The organism is Streptomyces sp. NPDC000880 (genome assembly GCF_053599675.1).
The window spans coordinates 1-18,860 of the sequence record NZ_JBSFMS010000137.1; the positions used below are offsets into that span (position 1 = coordinate 1).

General features: G+C 69.5%; 12 protein-coding genes, 1 tRNA gene and 1 pseudogene. 8 read left to right on the forward strand and 6 right to left on the reverse strand.

Going from position 1 to position 18,860, the window contains the following annotated elements; all coding sequences use genetic code 11:
- Window positions 1–97: 97 nt before the first annotated feature.
- The 3 genes from ACWDO5_RS30395 to ACWDO5_RS30405 all read right to left on the reverse strand — a co-directional run bounded on the left by ACWDO5_RS30395 (window position 98) and on the right by ACWDO5_RS30405 (window position 4,454).
- The gene (locus ACWDO5_RS30395) at window positions 98–2,038 is read right to left on the reverse strand and encodes a galactose oxidase-like domain-containing protein (RefSeq protein ID WP_450533633.1); all 1,941 of its coding nucleotides are present in this window, start codon (window positions 2,036–2,038) and stop codon (window positions 98–100) included.
- Window positions 2,035–3,987 carry a glycosyltransferase family 2 protein gene (locus ACWDO5_RS30400; RefSeq protein ID WP_450533634.1) on the reverse strand — a complete coding sequence of 651 codons (1,953 nt, stop codon included), beginning with the start codon at window positions 3,985–3,987 and terminating at the stop codon, window positions 2,035–2,037. The genes ACWDO5_RS30395 and ACWDO5_RS30400 overlap by 4 nt, the downstream gene beginning before the upstream one ends.
- Window positions 3,988–4,380: 393 nt before the next feature.
- A tRNA-Lys gene (locus ACWDO5_RS30405) sits at window positions 4,381–4,454 on the reverse strand.
- Between the two features lie 150 nt (window positions 4,455–4,604).
- On the opposite strand from ACWDO5_RS30405, the gene ACWDO5_RS30410 reads away from it, so the two are divergent.
- The 3 genes from ACWDO5_RS30410 (at window position 4,605) to ACWDO5_RS30420 (ending at window position 8,134) form a co-directional block, all read left to right on the forward strand.
- On the forward strand, window positions 4,605–6,038 hold the full coding sequence (locus ACWDO5_RS30410; RefSeq protein ID WP_450533636.1) for a peptidoglycan-binding protein: 1,434 nt from the start codon (window positions 4,605–4,607) through the stop codon (window positions 6,036–6,038).
- Window positions 6,039–6,238: 200 nt separating this feature from the next.
- The gene (locus ACWDO5_RS30415) at window positions 6,239–7,414 is read left to right on the forward strand and encodes an SPFH domain-containing protein (RefSeq protein WP_450533637.1); all 1,176 of its coding nucleotides are present in this window, start codon (window positions 6,239–6,241) and stop codon (window positions 7,412–7,414) included.
- Between the two features lie 132 nt (window positions 7,415–7,546).
- Complete coding sequence (locus tag ACWDO5_RS30420; RefSeq protein ID WP_450533638.1) at window positions 7,547–8,134, forward strand: lytic polysaccharide monooxygenase auxiliary activity family 9 protein; 588 nt, start codon at window positions 7,547–7,549, stop codon at window positions 8,132–8,134.
- A 111-nt stretch (window positions 8,135–8,245) separates the two neighbouring features.
- Here the strand turns inward: ACWDO5_RS30420 and ACWDO5_RS30425 are convergent, their stop codons facing one another.
- Complete coding sequence (locus tag ACWDO5_RS30425; protein ID WP_450533639.1) at window positions 8,246–9,691, reverse strand: SLC13 family permease; 1,446 nt, start codon at window positions 9,689–9,691, stop codon at window positions 8,246–8,248.
- 469 nt (window positions 9,692–10,160) lie between these two features.
- Between ACWDO5_RS30425 and ACWDO5_RS30430 the strand changes: the two genes are divergently transcribed.
- The 3 genes from ACWDO5_RS30430 to ACWDO5_RS30440 all read left to right on the forward strand — a co-directional run bounded on the left by ACWDO5_RS30430 (window position 10,161) and on the right by ACWDO5_RS30440 (window position 15,171).
- Window positions 10,161–11,327, forward strand: a complete 1,167-nt coding sequence (locus ACWDO5_RS30430; RefSeq protein WP_450533640.1) for a pyridoxal-phosphate-dependent aminotransferase family protein — start codon at window positions 10,161–10,163, stop codon at window positions 11,325–11,327.
- A 62-nt stretch (window positions 11,328–11,389) separates the two neighbouring features.
- Window positions 11,390–14,320, forward strand: coding sequence for an FAD-binding and (Fe-S)-binding domain-containing protein (locus ACWDO5_RS30435; protein WP_450533641.1), 2,931 nt, complete (start codon window positions 11,390–11,392; stop codon window positions 14,318–14,320).
- Between the two features lie 74 nt (window positions 14,321–14,394).
- On the forward strand, window positions 14,395–15,171 hold the full coding sequence (locus tag ACWDO5_RS30440) for a fumarylacetoacetate hydrolase family protein (RefSeq protein WP_450533643.1): 777 nt from the start codon (window positions 14,395–14,397) through the stop codon (window positions 15,169–15,171).
- A 36-nt stretch (window positions 15,172–15,207) separates the two neighbouring features.
- Here the strand turns inward: ACWDO5_RS30440 and ACWDO5_RS30445 are convergent, their stop codons facing one another.
- The gene (locus ACWDO5_RS30445) at window positions 15,208–16,023 is read right to left on the reverse strand and encodes an enoyl-CoA hydratase/isomerase family protein (RefSeq protein ID WP_450533644.1); all 816 of its coding nucleotides are present in this window, start codon (window positions 16,021–16,023) and stop codon (window positions 15,208–15,210) included.
- 6 nt (window positions 16,024–16,029) lie between these two features.
- Complete coding sequence (locus tag ACWDO5_RS30450; protein ID WP_450533645.1) at window positions 16,030–17,340, reverse strand: CaiB/BaiF CoA transferase family protein; 1,311 nt, start codon at window positions 17,338–17,340, stop codon at window positions 16,030–16,032.
- A 373-nt stretch (window positions 17,341–17,713) separates the two neighbouring features.
- Between ACWDO5_RS30450 and ACWDO5_RS30455 the strand changes: the two genes are divergently transcribed.
- Window positions 17,714–18,688 carry a metal ABC transporter solute-binding protein, Zn/Mn family gene (locus ACWDO5_RS30455; protein WP_450533647.1) on the forward strand — a complete coding sequence of 325 codons (975 nt, stop codon included), beginning with the start codon at window positions 17,714–17,716 and terminating at the stop codon, window positions 18,686–18,688.
- An 11-nt stretch (window positions 18,689–18,699) separates the two neighbouring features.
- Window positions 18,700–18,860, forward strand: a pseudogene (locus ACWDO5_RS30460) (alcohol dehydrogenase catalytic domain-containing protein); the annotation flags it as partial.

Consider the following 18,860-nt stretch of genomic DNA (forward strand, 5'->3'; position numbering starts at 1 on the left):
AATCCCCCATACCTAGGTCTGTGAGGGGAGTACCGACGTGTGCACTCCCGATCTGGGCGGCATCACCCGCCCCGCCGGGGGGCTGCGGCGCAGCCCCCTACGGCACCTCGACCCACACGCCTTCGGACGGAGTTTCCTCGTCGTCCGTCACAAAGAGCATGTACCAGCCGGACGGCACCAGCGCCCGGTTCCCCGGCACAGCGACCTGGAAGCCGTCCGCCGTCCTCTTCATGCCGAGCGCGATGGAGCGCTGATCGATGTCGGTGACATGCGTGACGGCGCTGGGCCGCAGCAGCTTGGCCGACTTCACCGGGCCGCCCGTCTTCACCTTGAACGTGCCGCTCTCTCCGCGCTCGATCGACTTCGGGCCGCCGCTCACCTCGGGCCTGGAGTCCCGGTAGCGATAGGGCGGGGTGTAGATCTCGATGCGCTGCTCGAAGACGCCCGGCTTGGTGTTGTCCTTGTCCGCGAACAGCGAGTCCGAGCCGAAGATCATGACGCGGCCGTCCGGGAGCAGCAGCGAGCCCGAGTGGTAGTTGCGTCCCACCTGGGGGTCGGCGACCCGCTTGTACGTGCCTGACTTCGGGTCGTACGTACGCGCCTGGAGGACGTTGGAGCCGCCGCGCCCCCGGTAGTCCGACGAACCGCCGGTGACCAGGACGGAGTCGTCCGGCAGCAGCGAAGCGCTCGGATAGCGGGTGCCTTTCTCCAGCGAAGCGCCGTCCCTGAAGCGGGGGTTGTTCTCCTTGAGGTCCACCAGACGGGACTTCTCGCTGGACTTCTCGGACTCGCCGACCCCGCCGCCGCCGATGACCATGAACCGCTGGTCCTGGGCGGGCGGCAGCATGACCGTCGCGGAGGTCTCCATCCTGTCGGGGTCGCTCAGCCCGGGGATCTTGTCGAACTCGTTCGTCGTCAGGTCCCAGACGCCCGGCTCACGGCCTACGTCGGCCGGGCCGTATCCGGCGTTGGAGCCGGAGTAGAAGAGCTTGCCGTTGTCCATCAGGAAGATCGCCGGGTAGGTGGGGAACTTCCTGATGATCCCGGTGTACTTCCAGGTCCTGGTCTTCGGGTCATAGATCTCGTCCTTGCCGGGGACGATCTGCCCGATCTCGTCGAGACCGGAGAGCGAGAGCACTCTGCCGTCCTTCAGGGTGGTCAGCGTGGGGTACCAGCGGGCCTCGTTCATCGGGTCGACGGTGATGTACTTCTCCGCCACCGGGTCGAACTCGTAGGCCTCCTTGATGCCCTGGAAGTCCTTCTTGTCGAGCGCGAGCTTCTGCGCGACGCCGTAGACATTGCGGGCGTCGGAGCCCCCAAGGCCCTGGACCCGGTAGTTGTCCTCCGTGCCGGTCTCGTAGTCCTTGCCCGACTCCGCGGCCTCGACGTAGATCCGTCCGAGCCCCGCCTCGGTCCGCAGGAACCTGCCGGTGTTCCTGTCGAAGACCTTCCTTGCCTTCTCCACCAGGACGGGGTCTCTGGAGACGAAGGTCTTGCCGTTCTCCTTGCCGGTGAACCTGGTGCCCGCGGGCAGCGTCTTGGGCTCGTCCGGGTCCTCGTTGTGGACGATCATCAGGCCGCCGGCCTTGGTCACATCGCCCTTGAGCTTCTCGTACCGCTTGGTGCCGCCCGCGACCAGCAGCTTCCCGTCGGGCAGCTGGGTGTGCCCGGCGCAGAACATGTCCTTGGGCGTGGGGATCTTCTTGAACTCACCGGTCTTCGGGTCCCACAGCACCGACTCGAACTTCTTCGCGTCGAAGTTCTTCTGGTTGTTGCCCGAGCCGGCGATCAGCAGCACCTTGCCGGTGTGCAGCAGGGCCGCGTGGATGGTGTTGATCCGGTACTCGGAGGGGACGTCGAGATAGTCCCAATGGCCGTTCTCGGCCTTGTAGTCCGGCTGGTTGATCTTGAAGTCGTGGTACGTCTCCGAGCCGAACCGCCACAGCGCGGGCCCGTTGAACGCGGCCAGCGCCACCACCACCGCCGCACCTGTCGCGATGCGGCGGGCGCGGCGGCGGCTTGGAGGGTAGTTGTTCACTTCTTATGTCCCCCAAGGGCGATCTGCATGGGCTGTTCGGCAGCGGAGCCCTGCCGTTGCTGCGGCACATGGGCCTGGGGGTGCCCGGCCGGCGGCTGCCCGCCGTCCTTGCGCTTGCCGCTCTCCCGCTTGCTGCCCTCCCGCTTGTCGCGCTTCTTCTTCTCCGCATGGATGCCGCGCCGCCAGGCGACGATGGGCGCCGCTGTGATCAGCAGCGCCAGCGTGGCCCAGGTGATCATCGCCGGATGGTCGTGCCCGAAGTAGAAGGAGGAGCCGAGCGATCCGCCGAAGACGAGGATGAAGAAGAGATGGACCCGGAAGGTGCCGAAGAGCGTGTCCGGACTGGACGAGTCGCCCTTGGGGGTCACGACGAACGAGCTCTTGCGGCGCAGTACGGCGTCCATCAGCGAGCGCGCGTAGACCGGCGCGGAGAGCGCGGACATCATCATGCCCGCGAGTCCGCCGGAGCCCTCGGGCTCGTGCGGCGAGACATTGTGGCGGCGGTTGAAGATGTAGAGGCCGATCTGGAGGGCCGAGGCATTGCCGTACAACATCATCCAGATCACCGGGTCGATCTGCACACCCGAGGCGCCCACGCCCAGGAACAGCGCACAACTCAGCGCCGCCAGGATCCAGTTGAGGGCCGACATCGGGTAGAAGATGATCATCATTGTGTAGTTGAAGAGCTTGCCCGGGGGCAGCGAGTAGAAGCCCTTCCAGTACTGCTTGATGATCGTCTCGTACGTACCGCGGGACCAGCGCAGCTGCTGGGTGAAGAAGTCGGTCCAGGCGGTCGGGCCCTCGCCGACGGCGAGCACGTCCGGGGTGTAGACCGAGCGCCACCTGTTGCCGGACTCGGGGTTGCGGGCGCGGTGCATCTCGAAGCCCGTCGCCATGTCCTCGGTGATCGAGTCGTACAGGCCGCCGATCTGCTTGATCGCCTTGATCCGTACGGCGTTGGAGGTGCCGACGAACATGGGCGCGCCGTAACGGTTGCCCGCGCGCTGGATCAGGGCGTGGAAGAGGAACTGCTGCGACTCGGCTGCCTTGGTGACGAACGTGTCGTAATTGCCGTACACCTGCGGGCCGATGACGAAGCCGACGTCCGGGTCGCGGAAGTAACCGAGCATCCGCTCCAGGTAGTTGGGCAGCGGGACATGGTCGGTGTCGACGGAGGCGAAGAAGTCGTAGTCGCCGCCGTGCGCCTGGAGCCAGGCGTTGTAGTTGCCGTGCTTGGTTCTGGCCCGGTGCGCACCCTTGGCCTGGTTCCAGTGCGGGACGCCCTTGCGGGAGAAGTGGCGGACGCCGAGGCGCGCGCAGACCGCCTTGACGTCGGGGTCGTCGCCCTCGTCGAGCAGCCAGACGTGCATCAGCCCGCGGTGGTGCAGCCTGACTGCCGCCTCCAGGGTCTTGGTCACCATCTCCAGGGGCTCCTTGCCCGGTACGAAGGAGGTGAGGAAGGCGACCTTGGTGCCGGTCTGGGGCACCACCGGGACGGGGTCACGCGCGACCAGCGTCGCGTGCGCGTTCGACAGGACGTTCATCGTGCGGAAGAGCTCGATCAGACCGATCGAGACGAGCATGACGATGTCGAGGATGAGCAGCGTGTCGTTCTTGAGGTTCGGGTCGCGCTCGGTCCAGTGCTGAGGCTGAATCAGCCAGGCGAACAGGCCCAGCGACACCAGCGGCGCCGCGCAGAGCAGCAGGGTGGCCCGGATGCGGTGCGGCTCCTGCGAGAGCAGCGAGCGGTACTGCACGGTGTACGGCTTGGCCGGGTCGGGTTTGGTGAGGGGGCCGGCGAGCCGGCTGTAGTGCTCGTAGTCGTACCGCGGCGGCGCCTTCCTGGGGCGCAGCCGGTGGCCGCCGGTGCGTAGATGCGCGGGTATCTGGAGCTGAATTGTCCGGGAAGGGTCGTTGGGCTGCCGGGTGCCGCGTGGCGTCGACGTCATGAGTCATCCCCCCGCACGCATGCTGGCTGCGTGTGATGTGGTCGGTCGGTCCGTCCTGACCGCGGTCCCCCTGGACCCACGGTCCTGGACGCGTCAGTGGCGGGCCACCATCCCTACAGACACAGAACAGTCACCTGCTGGTTGCAGCGATGCCCGCGGCGTCAAAACACCCCCAACTGCACATAACGGATGCCCTTTTAGTGGCATTGGCCCCCAGACAGGTTCTCCGACACCCGCTGTGACCGCAAGGGTGGAAACGGGGGCTTAATCGGTCAAACAAGCGATTTACGAGACCCTTGCCGAAGGGGTGTGCGGGAGTGCGGGGGCGGGCGGCAGTGGCCGCGGGAACGACCGAGGCCCCCTCGCCTGTGATGAGGGGGCCTCGACTCTGCGTGCGCCGCCAGGGACTCGAACCCCGGACCCGCTGATTAAGAGTCAGCTGCTCTAACCAACTGAGCTAGCGGCGCCTGCTGACCTGGAGAACTCTACCGGATGGCGACGGGTGCCCCTGACCATTATCTGATCGTTCCGGCCTGTCGGATCCTCATTTATTACCTTCATGCCGTCAAAATGTGACGGGACGTGACAGTTGGGATATTACTTCGAAGGGTTTACGTATGATCGTGCCGGTATTCGAGGAGTTCGAGCCCGCCGCCGACTGTGACTGCGCCGGGTGCGCCCAGCAGCGACGGGCTCTTGCCGCCGGAGGGCACCCGACGGGGCACGGCTGCCGCCGTGCGCTCGTCCTGTTCACCGCGGCGGGCGTGGTGCTCGGCGGCGGGGGAACGGGTGCGGCGGCCGCGGCCGGCTTCCCGGCGGGGCACGCGCGCCCGCCCGCCATCGCAGACGCTGCGGCCGCCGCACCGACGGCCGCGTCCACGGCCGCGCGCACCGCCGCTACCACGGCCGGGGCCGCAGCCGCGCGCACCGTTGCCGAGCCGGAGCCGGCCACCGAGCAGGGCAGCTCAGGGCCGCTGCACGGCGGGGCGCTCGGCAGTCCCGCGGGCACGCAGGGCACCCCGTCCACCCAGCTGCGCAAGATGACCCGGGCGCAGATCATCAACCGCGCCAAGCGATGGGTGACCGCCAAGGTCCCGTACAGCATGGAGAAGTACTGGTCCGACGGGTACCGCCAGGACTGCTCGGGCTATGTCTCGATGGCCTGGAATCTGGCCGGCAACGAGTGGACCGGCAGCCTCGCGTCATTTGCCACCAGGATCACGCGCGAGGAGTTGCAGCCCGGCGACATCCTGCTCTTCCACAACCCGGACAATCCAACCACGGGTTCGCACGTCACGATCTTCGGCGGCTGGGCCGACTACACCCATACCTATTACTTCGCGTACGAGCAGACGAAGCCGCACACCCGCAACCAGGTCACGCCCATGGGGTACTGGACCAACGCCGACCGGTATCTGCCTTACCGCTACAAGGGCCTCACCGACACCGCGACCGACACCGCGACCGACACCGCGAGCGGGGTCGCCACCGCCACCGCGGGGGCGGCGTCCGCCGTCGCCTATCCGGGCCTGAGCGCCTTCGGCCCCGGGGCGGGCAACACCTACGTCGCCCGGCTCGCCGAGATGCTCGCCGCGCGCGGCGGCCAGCACTTCTACCCCGAGGGGCCCGGTACGCAGTGGGGCGAGTCGGACCGGCTGGCCACCCAGGCCTTCCAGCTTGCCCAGGGGTGGCGCGGCAGGGACGCGGACGGGCAGCCGGGGCCGGAGACCTGGCGGCGGCTGGCGAACAAGCAGGGCGGGAACATCCCGGGCACGGGCGGCCCCGGCGGCCCCGGCGGCACGAGCGCGGCGGCGCCGACGTACCCGGGGGCCGGGTCCTTCAGGCCCGGCCAGTCCAACGCGTACGTCACCCAGCTCGGCCGGCAGTTGGTGAAGCGCGGTTTCGGCAAGTACTACACATCGAGCCCCGAGCCGCGCTGGAGCGAGGAGGACCGGCGCAATGTCGAGGCCTTCCAGCGAGCCCAGGGCTGGCGCGGCGCCGCGGCCGACGGCTTTCCCGGGCCCGAGACCTGGCGGCGGCTCTTCGCCTGAGTCCCTGGAGCCCCGGAGGCGCCCCACCCCATGACGGATCACGGAGCGACGGCATGACGGAACGACCACCAGAGGCGGCAGCCATACGGGTGTCTTCCCAGGGAGTCGCTGCCATGGACAGCGGCTCCGCCGCGGGCCGGACCCCCGCCGAAAAGCAGGTCGGCGGGACTGAACAGACCACTCTTGCGAGGTGAATCGCAGTGAACCCCACGACGTCGGAACCAGAGGGCGGCGCGCCGCCCGACAGCCCGCGGCGCACCCCGGTCATCGCTCAGGAGGTGACGACCGAGATCCCGGTGCACCTCCTCTTCCGTGACGACGACACCCAGCAGATCGACCTGCGCTCCGCCATGGTGGCGCGGCGGCAGGGCACCGGCGAGCAGCCGAGGGTCGCGGCCCGCAGACCCGCGCCGCCGTGCCCCGTCCCGCAGCGGTCCGCGCCGTCGGCCGACCCCGACCTGTTCGAGCGAGCCGCGCCCGCGCTGCCCGGCTGGACCGGGGCGGTCGCCGGGGCGTGCTCGCTCGCCGGGATCGGCGCGCTGCTGTGGGGTGCCGGGGCGCTGCCCGGCCGGGTGACCAGGCTGCTCGGGCTGACCTCGTACCCGTACCACGGCATCGGGATCGGCGTGTGGTGCCTGCTCACGCTCGGCGTGCTCCTGGCGCTCTTCGCCTTCGGCGGGCTCGGTCGCAGCCAAGTCGGATACGCCTGGGTGCTCACCCTCTTCGGCGACTACTGCGGGACTGTGCGGCGTACGGGACTGGTGTGGGTGAGCCCGCTGGTGCTGCGCCACCGGGTCGACGTACGGCTGCGGCACTGGCGCAGCGATCCGATGCCTGCGGTCGACGCCGACGGCACCCCGCTGCGCGTCGTCGTGCTCCTGGTGTGGCGGGTCGAGGACACGGCGCGAACGGCGCTCGGCGTCGAGGACCACGAGGGCTATCTGAGAAAGCAGGTCGAGTCGGCGGTGGCGCGGGTGCTCTCGCAGCTGCCGGCCGAGGCGCTTTACGAGTACGCTCCACCCGGCTCCGCCGAGGGGGCCCCCACGCTGCGCAACGCAGAGGCGGTCGGCGACGCGCTGACCCGGATGCTGGCGGCGGAGTGCGTGCCGGCGGGGATCGAGGTCTTCTCGGCCCAGCCGACGGGGATCGAGTACGGGCCGGAGGTGGCGGCCGCCATGCAACGCCGGCGGATCGAGGCGATCGACGCCAAGCACCGGGACCGCGTGCTCACTTCGGTGGTGGACGCGGTGGACGACACGGTGGACCGGCTGACCGCGCGCGGGCTCGTCGAGCTCGACGACTACGAGCGCAAGGCTCTGGTCAAGGACCTCACCGTCGCCTTCTACACCGGGCGCTCCGGGGCCGCGGAGGGTTAGCTATTGGTCTGGACATGATGAACTCGTATCAATACATTGGGACTTGGTCTAGACCGGAACAAGCACTCCCGCACAACACGCACGCGTGCAGCACGGCTCACAGAACACCCCCACGTTCTCCTGGAGCGAAGCATGCGCAAGAAGATAAGTGCGGCCGTGGTCGGCCTCGTCGTGGCGGGCACCACCGTGCTCGCGAGCGGCAGCGCCAGCAGCCACGGCTACACCGAATCCCCCATCAGCCGCCAGAAGCTCTGTGCCAACGGTACGGTCACCAACTGCGGCTCCATCCAATGGGAACCGCAGAGCGTCGAGGGCCCCAAGGGCTTCCCGGGCGCGGGTCCCGCGGACGGAAAGATCTGCGCGGGCGGCCTCGGCCAGTTCGCGCAGCTCGACGATCCGCGCGGCGGGGCATGGCCCACCACCAAGGTCTCGTCGGGCCAGAACTACACGTTCAGCTGGCGGTTCACGGCCAGGCACCGGACGACCGACTTCAAGTACTTCATCACCAAGAGCGGCTGGAACTCCAACCAGCCGCTGACCAGGGCGGCGCTCGAGTCGCAGCCGTTCCTGACCGTCCCGTACGGCGGCAATCAGCCGCCGGAGACCCTCTCCCACTCCGGCAATCTCCCGCAGCGCTCGGGGAGGCATCTGATCCTGGCGGTGTGGACCGTGCACGACACGGGGAACGCCTTCTACGCGTGCTCGGACGTTCAGTTCTGACGGTTAGTCAGTTACCGTGCGGCACCATGACGCCGAGGTGCCGCGCGGACCCGAGCCACGTCTCGGGGCGCGCGGCGCCGGGCCGGCCGAGGCGACGGCCCGGCCGGTGCGTCACAGCCAGCCGGGGACGACGAAGACGCCAACGGTCACCAGGGGCGCCACCACGGCCATGCTGAGTCCCCACGCCATGAGCCGGCGGAACGTTTCGTCCCGTTGCGGCTCCGGGGCGTTGGCCGTGACGAGCGCCCCGCTGGTCGAGAACGGGGAGGAGTCCACCACCGAGGCGGAGATGGCCAGCGCGATGACAAGGCCGACCGCGCCGATCTCGCCGCCGAGCAGGAACGGGACGGCCAGCGGGATGAGGGCGCCGAGGATGCCCGTGGTGGACGCGAAGGCGGACACCACCGCGCCGATGACGCAGATCAGCAGCGCCCCCAGGAGAGGCGTGTGGATCGAGGCCACACTGTCGCCCAGGTAGGTGATGGTTCCGATCCGCTCCATCAGGCTGACGTAGGTGACGATCCCGCAGACCAGCAGCACGGTGGGCCAGGCGCACTGGTTCACCGCCCCCTTCGCGGACTTCGGCGAGGCCAGGGACAGCACCACCGTGACGCTGAGCGCCATCAGACCGACGTCGAGATCGAAGAACAGCGAGCCGGCCACCAGGGATGCCAGCCCGAGCAGGGTGAGCGTGCGGGCGGTGTCGAGCCGCAGCGGCGCCTGCTCCGTCATGGTTCCGCCGTCGGTCGCCGCCGCCAGGCCGCCCGGGCTCCCGACGGCCGTCGGGGCCGTGGCCAGGCCGTCCGCGCCGGTACCTGAACCTGAACCGGGGGCGTTCGCGGCCACCAGTTGCCCCGGCCCGTGCTCGGTCCGCTCCTCCGTGCCCACCGGCCCGGTTCCGGCTTCGGATACGGGGCCGGCCCCGGTCCCGGACACCACCTCGGGACGACGGCCCATCAGCTTGCGTCCGCCGAAAAGGAAGAAGACGACGAGGCTCAGGGCGACGTTGAACAGGAAGGAACTGAGGAACAGCAGGGCCGGGTTGCCCGGCAGGTTGTTGCGGGAGACCACGCCGTTGGTGATGGAACCGAAGATGCTGATCGGTGAGAATCCTCCGGCGCTGGCGCCGTTGATGATCAGCAGGCCCATGAGCACCGGGTTGATGCGGTAGCGCGTCGCGAAGCCCATGCCGATGGGAGCGATGATCGCGACGGCGGCCGGCACCACCGCGCCGACCGAGGTCAGGATGCCGGTGACCATGAACATCACCCAGGGGATGAGGGCGATCCGGCCCCGAACGAGCCGTACGGAGCCATGGACGAGCCAGTCCACGGTGCCGTTGTTCTTGGCTATCGCGAACAGGAACGTCACACCGACCAGAACGACGAAAAGATCGCCGGGGAATCCGGCGAATATGTCGTCCGTGGACTCCCCGACCACCGCGACGCCCACCACGAACGCCGCCACGATGGCGAGGGCGCCCATATGGACGGAGAAGATCGTGGCAATGAGGAATACCAGGACCAGGACGAGTATGGAGATCACTTGATCGGACACGAAGGCTCCTTTGCCTTGAGTCGGCGATGACGTGCCAGGTCGTCCGAGCACGCATCCGGTCGCTTCGTGGGACGCACGCCATCGCCGTGCCGGCTGGGGGATCGGCCCGGTGCCCAGACGGGACCCGCGTCCGTGCCGGGAATGGGGCGCGCCAGTCCAGTGGTGCCGTGTCCGCCGGGCGAATCGCGTACGTCGATCCGGTAGTCCGGCAGGCATCTCAAGAGGGCTTGAAGTTCCGGTATGCGGAATCATTCTTTCGAAATGGGAGTATGGGATCAGTGACGGGTCGCGTCAAGAGTTGTGTCCGGATCCGTTCCCAGCTCACCTGACGCGGGGTCAGCCACCGGCGCCGCAGCCGGAATTGATCACTCAATTGATTGCGTGATCCATGGACTTTCAGTCCGCCATGCGGTAGGAAACTTCCACAGTACGGATAACTTTGTTGTGCTCGGCGTTGGAAGGAGCCGCAATGGCACCGGTGAGTGGGCGTCACTTCTTGCAGATCCCAGGTCCCACGAACGTCCCCGACCAGGTACTTCGCGCGATGTCGGCGCCGACGATCGATCACCGGGGCCCGGACTTCGCCGCGCTGACCCGGCGTCTGCTCCCCGCGCTGGGTCCCGTGTTCGGTACCGCCGGCCCGGTGGTGATCTACCCGGCCTCCGGCACCGGGGCCTGGGAGGCCGCCCTGGTGAACACCCTCAGCCCGGGCGACCGGGTGCTGTGTTTCGAGACCGGTCACTTCGCCACGCTGTGGCAGCACATGGCGTCCAGTCTGGGGCTGGAGGTCGACTTCGTGCCGGGGGACTGGCGGCACGGCGTCGACCCCGAACTGGTCGCCGAGAAACTGGCGGCCGACACCCGCCGCTCGGTCAAGGCCGTCTGCGTCGTCCACAACGAGACCTCGACAGGCGTGACCAGCCGCATTCCGGAGATCAGGCAGGCGATCGACGCAACCGGGCACCCCGCGCTGCTGCTCGTCGACACCATCTCCTCGCTCGGCTCGATCGACTACCGGCACGACGAGTGGGGCGTCGACGTCACCGTGGCCGGATCGCAGAAGGGGCTGATGCTCCCGCCCGGGCTGAGCTTCAACGCCGTCAGCGAGAAGGCGCTGGAGGCCCGCTCCACCGCCACCCTGCCGAAGTCGTTCTGGGACTGGCAGCCGATCATCGAGGCCAACGGGCGTGGCTTCTTCCCCTACACGCCGGCCACCAACCTGCTGTACGGACTCGACGAGGCGCTGCGGATGCTCGAAGCTGAAGGGCTGCCCGCCGTCTTCGCCCGGCACGCCCGCCATGCCCGGGCCACCCGTGCCGCGGTCCGGGGATGGGGCCTGGAGGTCCTCTGCGTGGACGAGCGGGAACACTCCGGATCGCTCACCGCGGTCCTGATGCCCGAGGGTCAGGACGCCGACAAGGTACGCAAGATCATCCTGGAGCGGTTCGACATGTCTCTGGGTGCCGGCCTGGGCAAGCTCACCGGCCGGGTATTCCGCATCGGGCACCTGGGCCACTTCAACGACCTGACCCTCGCGGGCACCCTGGCCGGGGCGCAGATGGGTCTCGAACTGGCCGGGGTGCCCATCGACCCGGCCGGCCTCGGCGCGGCGCTGGAGCTGCTGCAGTCGGAGTGACCCCGTCGGGGCAGCGACGCACTCTTCACCCCTCCCTTCACCTCCTGAGGAGCGTACGGAGATTGACTGCGATCAGCGGGGAAGCGCCCACCAGCCGCGATGACGCGGGGCTCGACCTGGCACACCGGCTGCGGCGTGACCTTGACGGCGAAGTCCAGTTCGACGACTACACACGGCATCTGTTCTCGCGGGACGCGAGCATGTACTCGATCACCCCGGCCGGCGTGGTCTTCCCCCGCCACTCCGACGACGTGGCGGCGGCCGTCGCGGCGGCGGCCGAGTACGGGGTGCCGCTGGTGCCGCGAGGCGCGGGCACCAGCCTGGCGGGGCAGACCGTCGGGACGGGGCTGGTTCTGGACCTTTCCCGGCACATGAACCGGATCCTGGACATCGACCCGGTGAACCGTACGGCCCACGTCGAGGCGGGCGTCGTGCAGGACCAGCTCAACCGCGCCGCCGCACCGGCCGGGCTGATGTTCGGTCCTGACACGTCCACCAGCAACCGGGCGACCATCGGCGGCATGATCGGCAACAACTCGGCCGGCAGCGGCTCGGTCCGCTATGGCATGACCATCGATCATGTACGCGAGCTGGACGTGGTGTTGTCGAGCGCCGACCGGGTCCGGCTGGAACCGGTGGACGAGGCCGAGCGGGCGCGCCGCGCCGCGCTGCCCACCCTGGAAGGGCGCCTCTACCGGGAGCTGCCCGCGATCGTCCGGGCGAACGCCGGGGCCATCGCCGAGGGGTTCCCGAGGTTCTGGCGCCGGGCCTGCGGCTACCGGCTGGACCGGCTCGCCGCAGACGCCCCGTTCGACCTGGCGAAGTTCGTGGTCGGCTCGGAGGGCACCCTGGTGGTGGCCACCGGCGGCCTGGTCGGCCTGGTCGCCAAACCCAGCAGGACCGTCATCGCCGTCGGGCACTTCACCTCGGTGGCCGGGGCCATCGCGGCCACCGAGGACGCGCTCTCCTGCGATCCGGCCGCCGTGGAGATGATGGACAAGACGATCCTCGACCTGTCCCGGCAGAAGATCGAGTACGCGTCGCTCGGCTCCATCCTCGAAGGCGACCCGGAAGCCCTGCTGTTCGTGAGCTTCACCGGGGACGACGAAGAGGAACTCGTGGGCCGGCTGGACCGGCTCACCGCGCTCTGGGCCCGCCACGGCCACGGCTATCACACCCTGCGGGCCGTCACCCCGTCCCAGCAGTCCGCGCTGCTGAAGGTCCGCAAATCCAGCCTCGGCCTGCTGATGGCCGCCGGCGAAGGCACCCGCCGCCCGCTGGCGTTCATCGAGGACACCGCCGTCGACCCGGTCCACCTGGCCGACTACACCCGCCGGTTCAAGGCGGTGCTGGACCGGCACGGCCTGACGGCCGGCTTCTACGGGCACTGCTCGGTGGGCTGCCTGCACATCAGGCCTTTCGTCGACCTGACCGAGCCGGACCAGGTACGGACGATGCGCGCCGTCGCGGAGGAGATCAAGGACCTGGTCGTGGAGTATGGCGGCGTCAACTCCAGCGAACACGGCGACGGCCTGGCCAGGAGCGAGTTCAACCGGGAGATCTTCGGCGACCAGCTCTACGAGGCCATGCGCCAGGTCAAGCGGGTGTTCGACCCGGACAATCTGATGAACCCCGGCAAGATCGTGGACGCTCCGTCGATGACGGACAACCTCCGGGACCCGGCGCTGCCGCCGGCCGAACCGTTCAGGACCCGCCTGAGTTTCGAAGTGGTGGGCGGCATGCGCGGCGCCGCGGACCGCTGCATGAACATCGGCCTGTGCCGCAAGAGCGACACGGGCGCCATGTGCCCCTCGTACATGGCCACCCGGCAGGAGGAACACTCCACCCGCGGCCGGGCCAACGCACTGGTCAAGGCCCTGTCGGAGCCGAACCCCCGGGAGGCACTCGGCGACGAACGGCTGCACGAGATCCTGGATCTCTGCCTGATGTGCAAGGCGTGCAAGAGCGAGTGCCCGCTCGGCGTCGACATGGCGACCCTCAAGAGCGAGGCGATGTCGCACCACCACGACGCGCACGGAGTCCCGCTGCGTTCCCGGGTCTTCGGCTCGATCCGCGGCCTGAACCGGCTGGGCTCCGCGACGGCACCGCTGTCCAACCTGCCGGGGCGCCTGCGGCCGGTGCGGTGGCTGATGGACCGGCTGCTGGGCATAGCGCCGCAGCGGCCGCTGCCCGCCTTCGCGCGGCGCAACCTGCTGCGCTGGTTCCGGGGCCGGCGGCCCGTGCCGGTGCCCGCCACCCAGGGGGTGGTCAGCTATCTCGCGGACTCCTTCACCACCTACACCGAGCCGGAGATCGGGCAGGCGGCGATCGAACTGCTCGAACGGGCGGGCTGGCAGGTTCGGCTGGAGAGCGGCGGCTGCTGCGGCAGGTCCAGTCTGTCCAAGGGCCTGGTCGACGACGCCAAGGAGAAGGCACGAGGGCTGGCCCGCGCGCTCAACGAGGCGTCCGGGCCCGACACGCCGATCGTCGGCTGCGAACCGTCCTGCCTGATGACCCTGCGGGACGAGCACCTCGCGCTGCTCCCCGACGACCCCGCCGTGCGGTCGGTCTCCGAACGGGTCCGCCAGGTCGAGGAACTCCTCACCGAGGCCATCGACGACGGCCGGCTGGCGCTGCGGGAGGACTCCTGGCTCGCCGGACGCCGACTGCTCTTCCACGGCCACTGCCACCAGAAGGCCGAGGTGGGCACCGCCGCCACCGTCGCGATGCTGAAGCGCATCCCCGGGGTGACGGTCGAGGAACTGGACGCCGGATGCTGCGGCATGGCCGGATCGTTCGGCTTCGAATCGGAGCACTACGACATGTCGATGACGGTCGGGAAGGACCGCCTGTTCCCGGCGATCGAGGCGGAGCCCGCGGACACGGTGGTGGTGGCAACCGGCGTCTCCTGCCGCCAGCAGATCTTCCACGGCACCGAGCGGAACGCCTGGCACCCCGTGCAGTTGGTGCGGGAGGCCTTGGGCCCGGTCTGACCGGGCCGGGCCGGCCACTCCCGGCCACTCCCGGCCCGTAGCGGACACCGGGCGGACACGACGAAGGGAACAGGGTGCGACTCATCAGGTACCGGCTCGGGGAACACGTCGCCACCGGAGCGCTCGTCGGTGACCGGGTTCACGAGATCGGCGACGGGCCGCCCGGCCAGGGACCGCCGGGGCGCGAGGTCGCCGCGCTCGGCGACGTCGAACTGCTGGCGCCCTGCGACCCGCGGGTGATCGTGTGCGCGGGGAGCAACTACGGGGGCCAGATCGCCGAGAAGGGCCGCCCCTGGCCGAAACAGCCGCCGCTCTTCCTCAAGGCGCTCAACACCGTGATCGGTCCGGGCGAGGCCATCCTGCGTCCTTCGGAGCTTCAGCGACTGGAGTACGAGGGGGAGTTGGCCGTCGTGATCGGACGCACCGCCCGCGACGTCCCCGAGGAGGCGTTCGCCGACTATGTGCTCGGCTACACCTGCGCCAACGACGTGACGGCGGACGACTGGCGCGCGGACGGCCAATGGGCGCGCGCCAAGAGCGCGGACACCTTCTGCCCGCTCGGACCGTGGATCGAGACGGACGTGGCCGACCCGGGGGCGCTGCCGCTGCGCACCCGGGTCAACGGACGGGTGGTCCAGGACGGCACGACCGCCGACATGGTCTTCGGGGTCGGCGCACTCCTGGCCTTCGTCACCCGCTGGATCACCCTGCGGCCGGGAGACGTGCTGCTCACCGGCAGCCCGGCCGGGGTGGGACCGCTGCTCCCCGGCGACGTGGTCGAGGTGGAGATCGACGGGGTGGGCAGGCTCACCAACCCGGTGCGGGGCGAGCGGCAGGCGACGGCGCGGTGAGCCGGCGGGGCGGGCGCCGCCCGCCCCGCCGCTCCTTCACCGTCCCGACCACCCGCCTTCCTCCTTCTTGAGGAAGGAGGTGACGCCTCGTCGGAAGTCGTCGCTGCCGAAGACCTCCGCCACGATGTCGTCGCCGTCCGGCAGCGCCTCCAGGCGCAGCCGCCGGACCGCCTCCTTGGCCGCCCACATGCTGAGCGGCGCGTGCTGGACCAGCCGGTCGAGCATCTGCCGGGTCACGGACTCCGTCGCGTCGTCGGCGCAGACCTCCGCCACGAATCCGGCCGCCGCCGCCTCCGGGGCGTCCAACAGCCGGGCGCGCAGCAGCATGTCGAGAGTGCGGGGAGCCCCCAGGCGGTGCACCAGCAGCGAATAGGAGTTCATCGACAGGCAGTTGCCGAGGGTACGGGCGACCGGAACGCCGAAGCGGGAGGAGCCGGTGGCGATCCGCAGATCACAGGCGGCGGCCAGGAGGAGCCCGGCCCCGACGCAGTATCCGGTGACCACGGCGAGGGTGGGTACCCGGACGGTCTCCAGCCGGTCGACCACCTCCGTGATGGACTTCTCGTAGTCGATGCCGTCCTGACCGTCACGGAACTCCCGGAACTGCCCGATGTCCGTGCCGGCCGCGAAGGACTTGCCGCCGGCGCCGCGCAGCACCATCGCCCGCACCCCGGTGTCCTGGTCGGCGCGGTCGCACGCCTCCCGCAGCCCCCGGTACATGCGCCAGGTCAGCGCGTTGTGGTGGGCGGGCCGGTTGAACGTCACTGTGAGCACCGGTCCCCGCTGCTCCACGAGGAGTTCGTCCGTCCGCTCGGTGTCCTGCGACTGCTCCGGGTTCTCACTGTTCGCCATGTCCGCCTACTCACCTTCGCTGGTGGGGCTGTCTCGCGGGCTGTTTTGAAGAGGCTGGTCCGTCTCCCCGGCGGTGGCGGCGGACGGAGGCGGCGGGTGCAGCACGCCCGCCTCGGCGAGGTCGCCTATCTCCTCCGGGCCGTACCCGAGTTCCCGGAGCACCGCCACGGTGTGTTCGCCCAGCACCGGACCCGCCGACCGGCGCACCGCCGGGGTGTCGGAGAACCTCATCGGCGAACCGATCTGCCGTACCTGTCCGATGCGGGAGTGGTCGGCGTCCCAGAAGAATCCGCGACCGGTCAGATGGTCGTCGGTGAACACCTGGTCGGTGCTGAAGATCGGCGCGCAGGGCACGCCCGCGCTCTGCAGCCGGGCGACGACGTCCTCGACCGGCAGGGCTGCGGTGGCCCGTTCGATGGCCGGGATGAGTTCGTCCCGGTGGCCGTGCCGCTGGTGCGCGTCCTGGTAGCGGGGGTCGTCGAGCAACTCCTCCAGGCCGAGCGCGGTGCACAGCCCGGTCCAGGTCTTGGGGGTCACCGCTCCCACCGTCACCCAGCCGTCGCGGACGCGCACGGCCTGGTACGGGGCAGAACTCTGGTGCGCCGAGCCCAGCCGCTGCCCGGGCTCGCCCGTCGCGAAGTACCGCCCGGCCTCCCAGACGGCCAGCGAGACCGCCGATTCGAAGAGCGACACATCGACGAACTGGCCCAGTCCCGTCGTCTCGCGGGCCCGCAGCGCCGAGACCGCGGCGAGCGCCGCGTAGAGCCCGCACACCAGGTCGCAGACCGGCACCCCCACCTTGACCGGTCCGCTGTCCGGCTCGCCGGTGATGCTCATCAGGCCCGAGCGGGCCTGCGCCATGATGTCCAGCCCGGGCAGCGAAGCGAGGGGGCCGTCCTGGCCCCAGCCGGAGGCGGAGACGTAGATCAGCCGCGGATGGGCCGCCCGCAGTTCCTCCGGCCCCAGTCCGAGCCGGCTCAGCGCGCCGGGCCTGAGGTTCTCCACCAGGATGTCGGCCCCCGAAACCAGCCGGCGCAGGATCTCCTTGCCCGGCCGGGACTTCAGGTCGACCGCCACCGAGCGCTTGTTGCGGTTCAGACGTACGAAGGGCGAGCTCTCCGCGCCGAGGAACGGGCCGGTCGCCCGCACAGGGTCTCCGCCCTCCGGGTTCTCGACCTTGACCACGTCCGCGCCCAGGTCGGCCAGTTGCATGGTGGCGAAGGGCGCCGCCATGAAGGCTCCGATCTCGATGACGCGCACCCCCTGGAGTGGTGCGGGACTGCTGCTGGAAGCCGCGACATGGGACACCTGGCTCACTCCGGGGGGCTCGCGGACCGGGCGCGCGGGGCGCGCGGTCCGGACGGCTCGGCTGGGACGGGGAGGCTCTGGTTCCGTTGTGCAATGAACGCCATATTGTCTACAGCAGTTGCGAATTGAAGACAATGGTGCGCACAACTACCGTCCCGGTACCGCCCGTCGGCCGGATGCCCTGCCGACGCGATGCGCATGCTCGCGCTTCGCGGATCACCCCTGTCCCGCCCGGGCCCGTGGGGCGGTCAAGTAATGGCAATGATTTTCATATCTGTGCAAAGGGCTATGGTTTTTGAAAGTCGTTCCCATCTAGCGTGGAGTGTCCCAAAGTGCCGGTGTCCCGCTGCGCGGCCCGGCTTGGTTGAGGAGATCCCGCGTCATGAGAGCTGTCCCGTCCCGTCCCGCTGTCCGTCGGCCGTCCCGGTTCGCTCTCGGCGGTGTGGCGGTCTTGGCCGCGATATCCGCCACTGCCTGCTCCACCTCGCCCTCCGCCGGGACCGATTCCACTGCCGAGTCCTCCGGTTCCGGGGGCGGGAAGACGATCCAGGTGTTGGCGGCGGAGAACTTCTGGGGCAGCATCGCGTCGCAGCTGGGCGGCAGTCACGTCAAGGTGACCAGCGTCATCAACAACCCCGACGCGGACCCGCACGACTACGAGCCGACCGCCGCGGACGCCCGCACGGTGGCGGGGGCCCAGTACACGATCGTCAACGGTATCGGGTACGACGCCTGGGCCGACAAGCTGCTGTCCGCCAACCCCGCAGGCGGCCGCACCGACCTCAAGGTCGGTGACCTGGTAGGTATCAAGCCCGGCGGCAACCCGCACCGCTGGTACTCCCCAGATGACGTCCATCAGGTCATCGAGAAGATCACCGCCGATTACAAGAAGCTCGACCCGGCCGACGCCGCCGACTTCGAAAAGCTGAGGAGCACCTTCGAGACCAAGACCCTCGCCCCGTACAACGAGCTGATATCCGGCATCAAGGCGAAGTACGCGGACACCTCGGTCGGCGCCTCCGAGTCGATCGTGAGCCCGCTCGCCGAGGGACTGGGGCTGAAGATGCTGACCCCGGACAGCTTCCTCAGCGCGGTCAGCGAGGGCAGTGACCCCACCGCCAAGGACAAGGCGACCATCGATCAGCAGATCGCCGACAAGAAGATCAAGGTGTACGTCTACAACAACCAGAACGCCACCCCGGACGTGCAGGCCCAGGTGAAGGCCGCCAAGGCGAAGGGCATCCCGGTGGCAGCCGTCACCGAGACCCTCACCCCGGCCGGGGCGTCCTTCCAGGACTGGCAGGTCCGTCAGCTCCAGGACATCGAGCAGGCCCTGGCCAAGGCCACCGGGAAGTGACCGTGAACCCGATAGCGCGTGTCCGCGAGGCCGCCCGCCCCAGCGTCCCCCCGCGCCCCCGGCCGTCATCGGCCCCGCGCTACGAGATAGCGGGTGTCGTCACCGAGGTCGGTCCTGGCGTGACCAAGTACGCCGTCGGTGACCGGGTCGGCGTCGGCTGCTTCGTCGACTC

Bases quoted from the DNA above. Each gene is read 5' to 3' on its own strand.
- ACWDO5_RS30445 (WP_450533644.1), bottom strand. From the start codon at position 16,023: ATGGCGAACAGTGAGAACCCGGAGCAGTCGCAGGACACCGAGCGGACG.
- ACWDO5_RS30455 (WP_450533647.1), top strand. From the start codon at position 17,714: ATGAGAGCTGTCCCGTCCCGTCCCGCTGTCCGTCGGCCGTCCCGGTTC.
- ACWDO5_RS30400 (WP_450533634.1), bottom strand. From the start codon at position 3,987: ATGACGTCGACGCCACGCGGCACCCGGCAGCCCAACGACCCTTCCCGG.
- ACWDO5_RS30410 (WP_450533636.1), top strand. From the start codon at position 4,605: ATGATCGTGCCGGTATTCGAGGAGTTCGAGCCCGCCGCCGACTGTGAC.
- ACWDO5_RS30430 (WP_450533640.1), top strand. From the start codon at position 10,161: ATGGCACCGGTGAGTGGGCGTCACTTCTTGCAGATCCCAGGTCCCACG.
- ACWDO5_RS30420 (WP_450533638.1), top strand. From the start codon at position 7,547: ATGCGCAAGAAGATAAGTGCGGCCGTGGTCGGCCTCGTCGTGGCGGGC.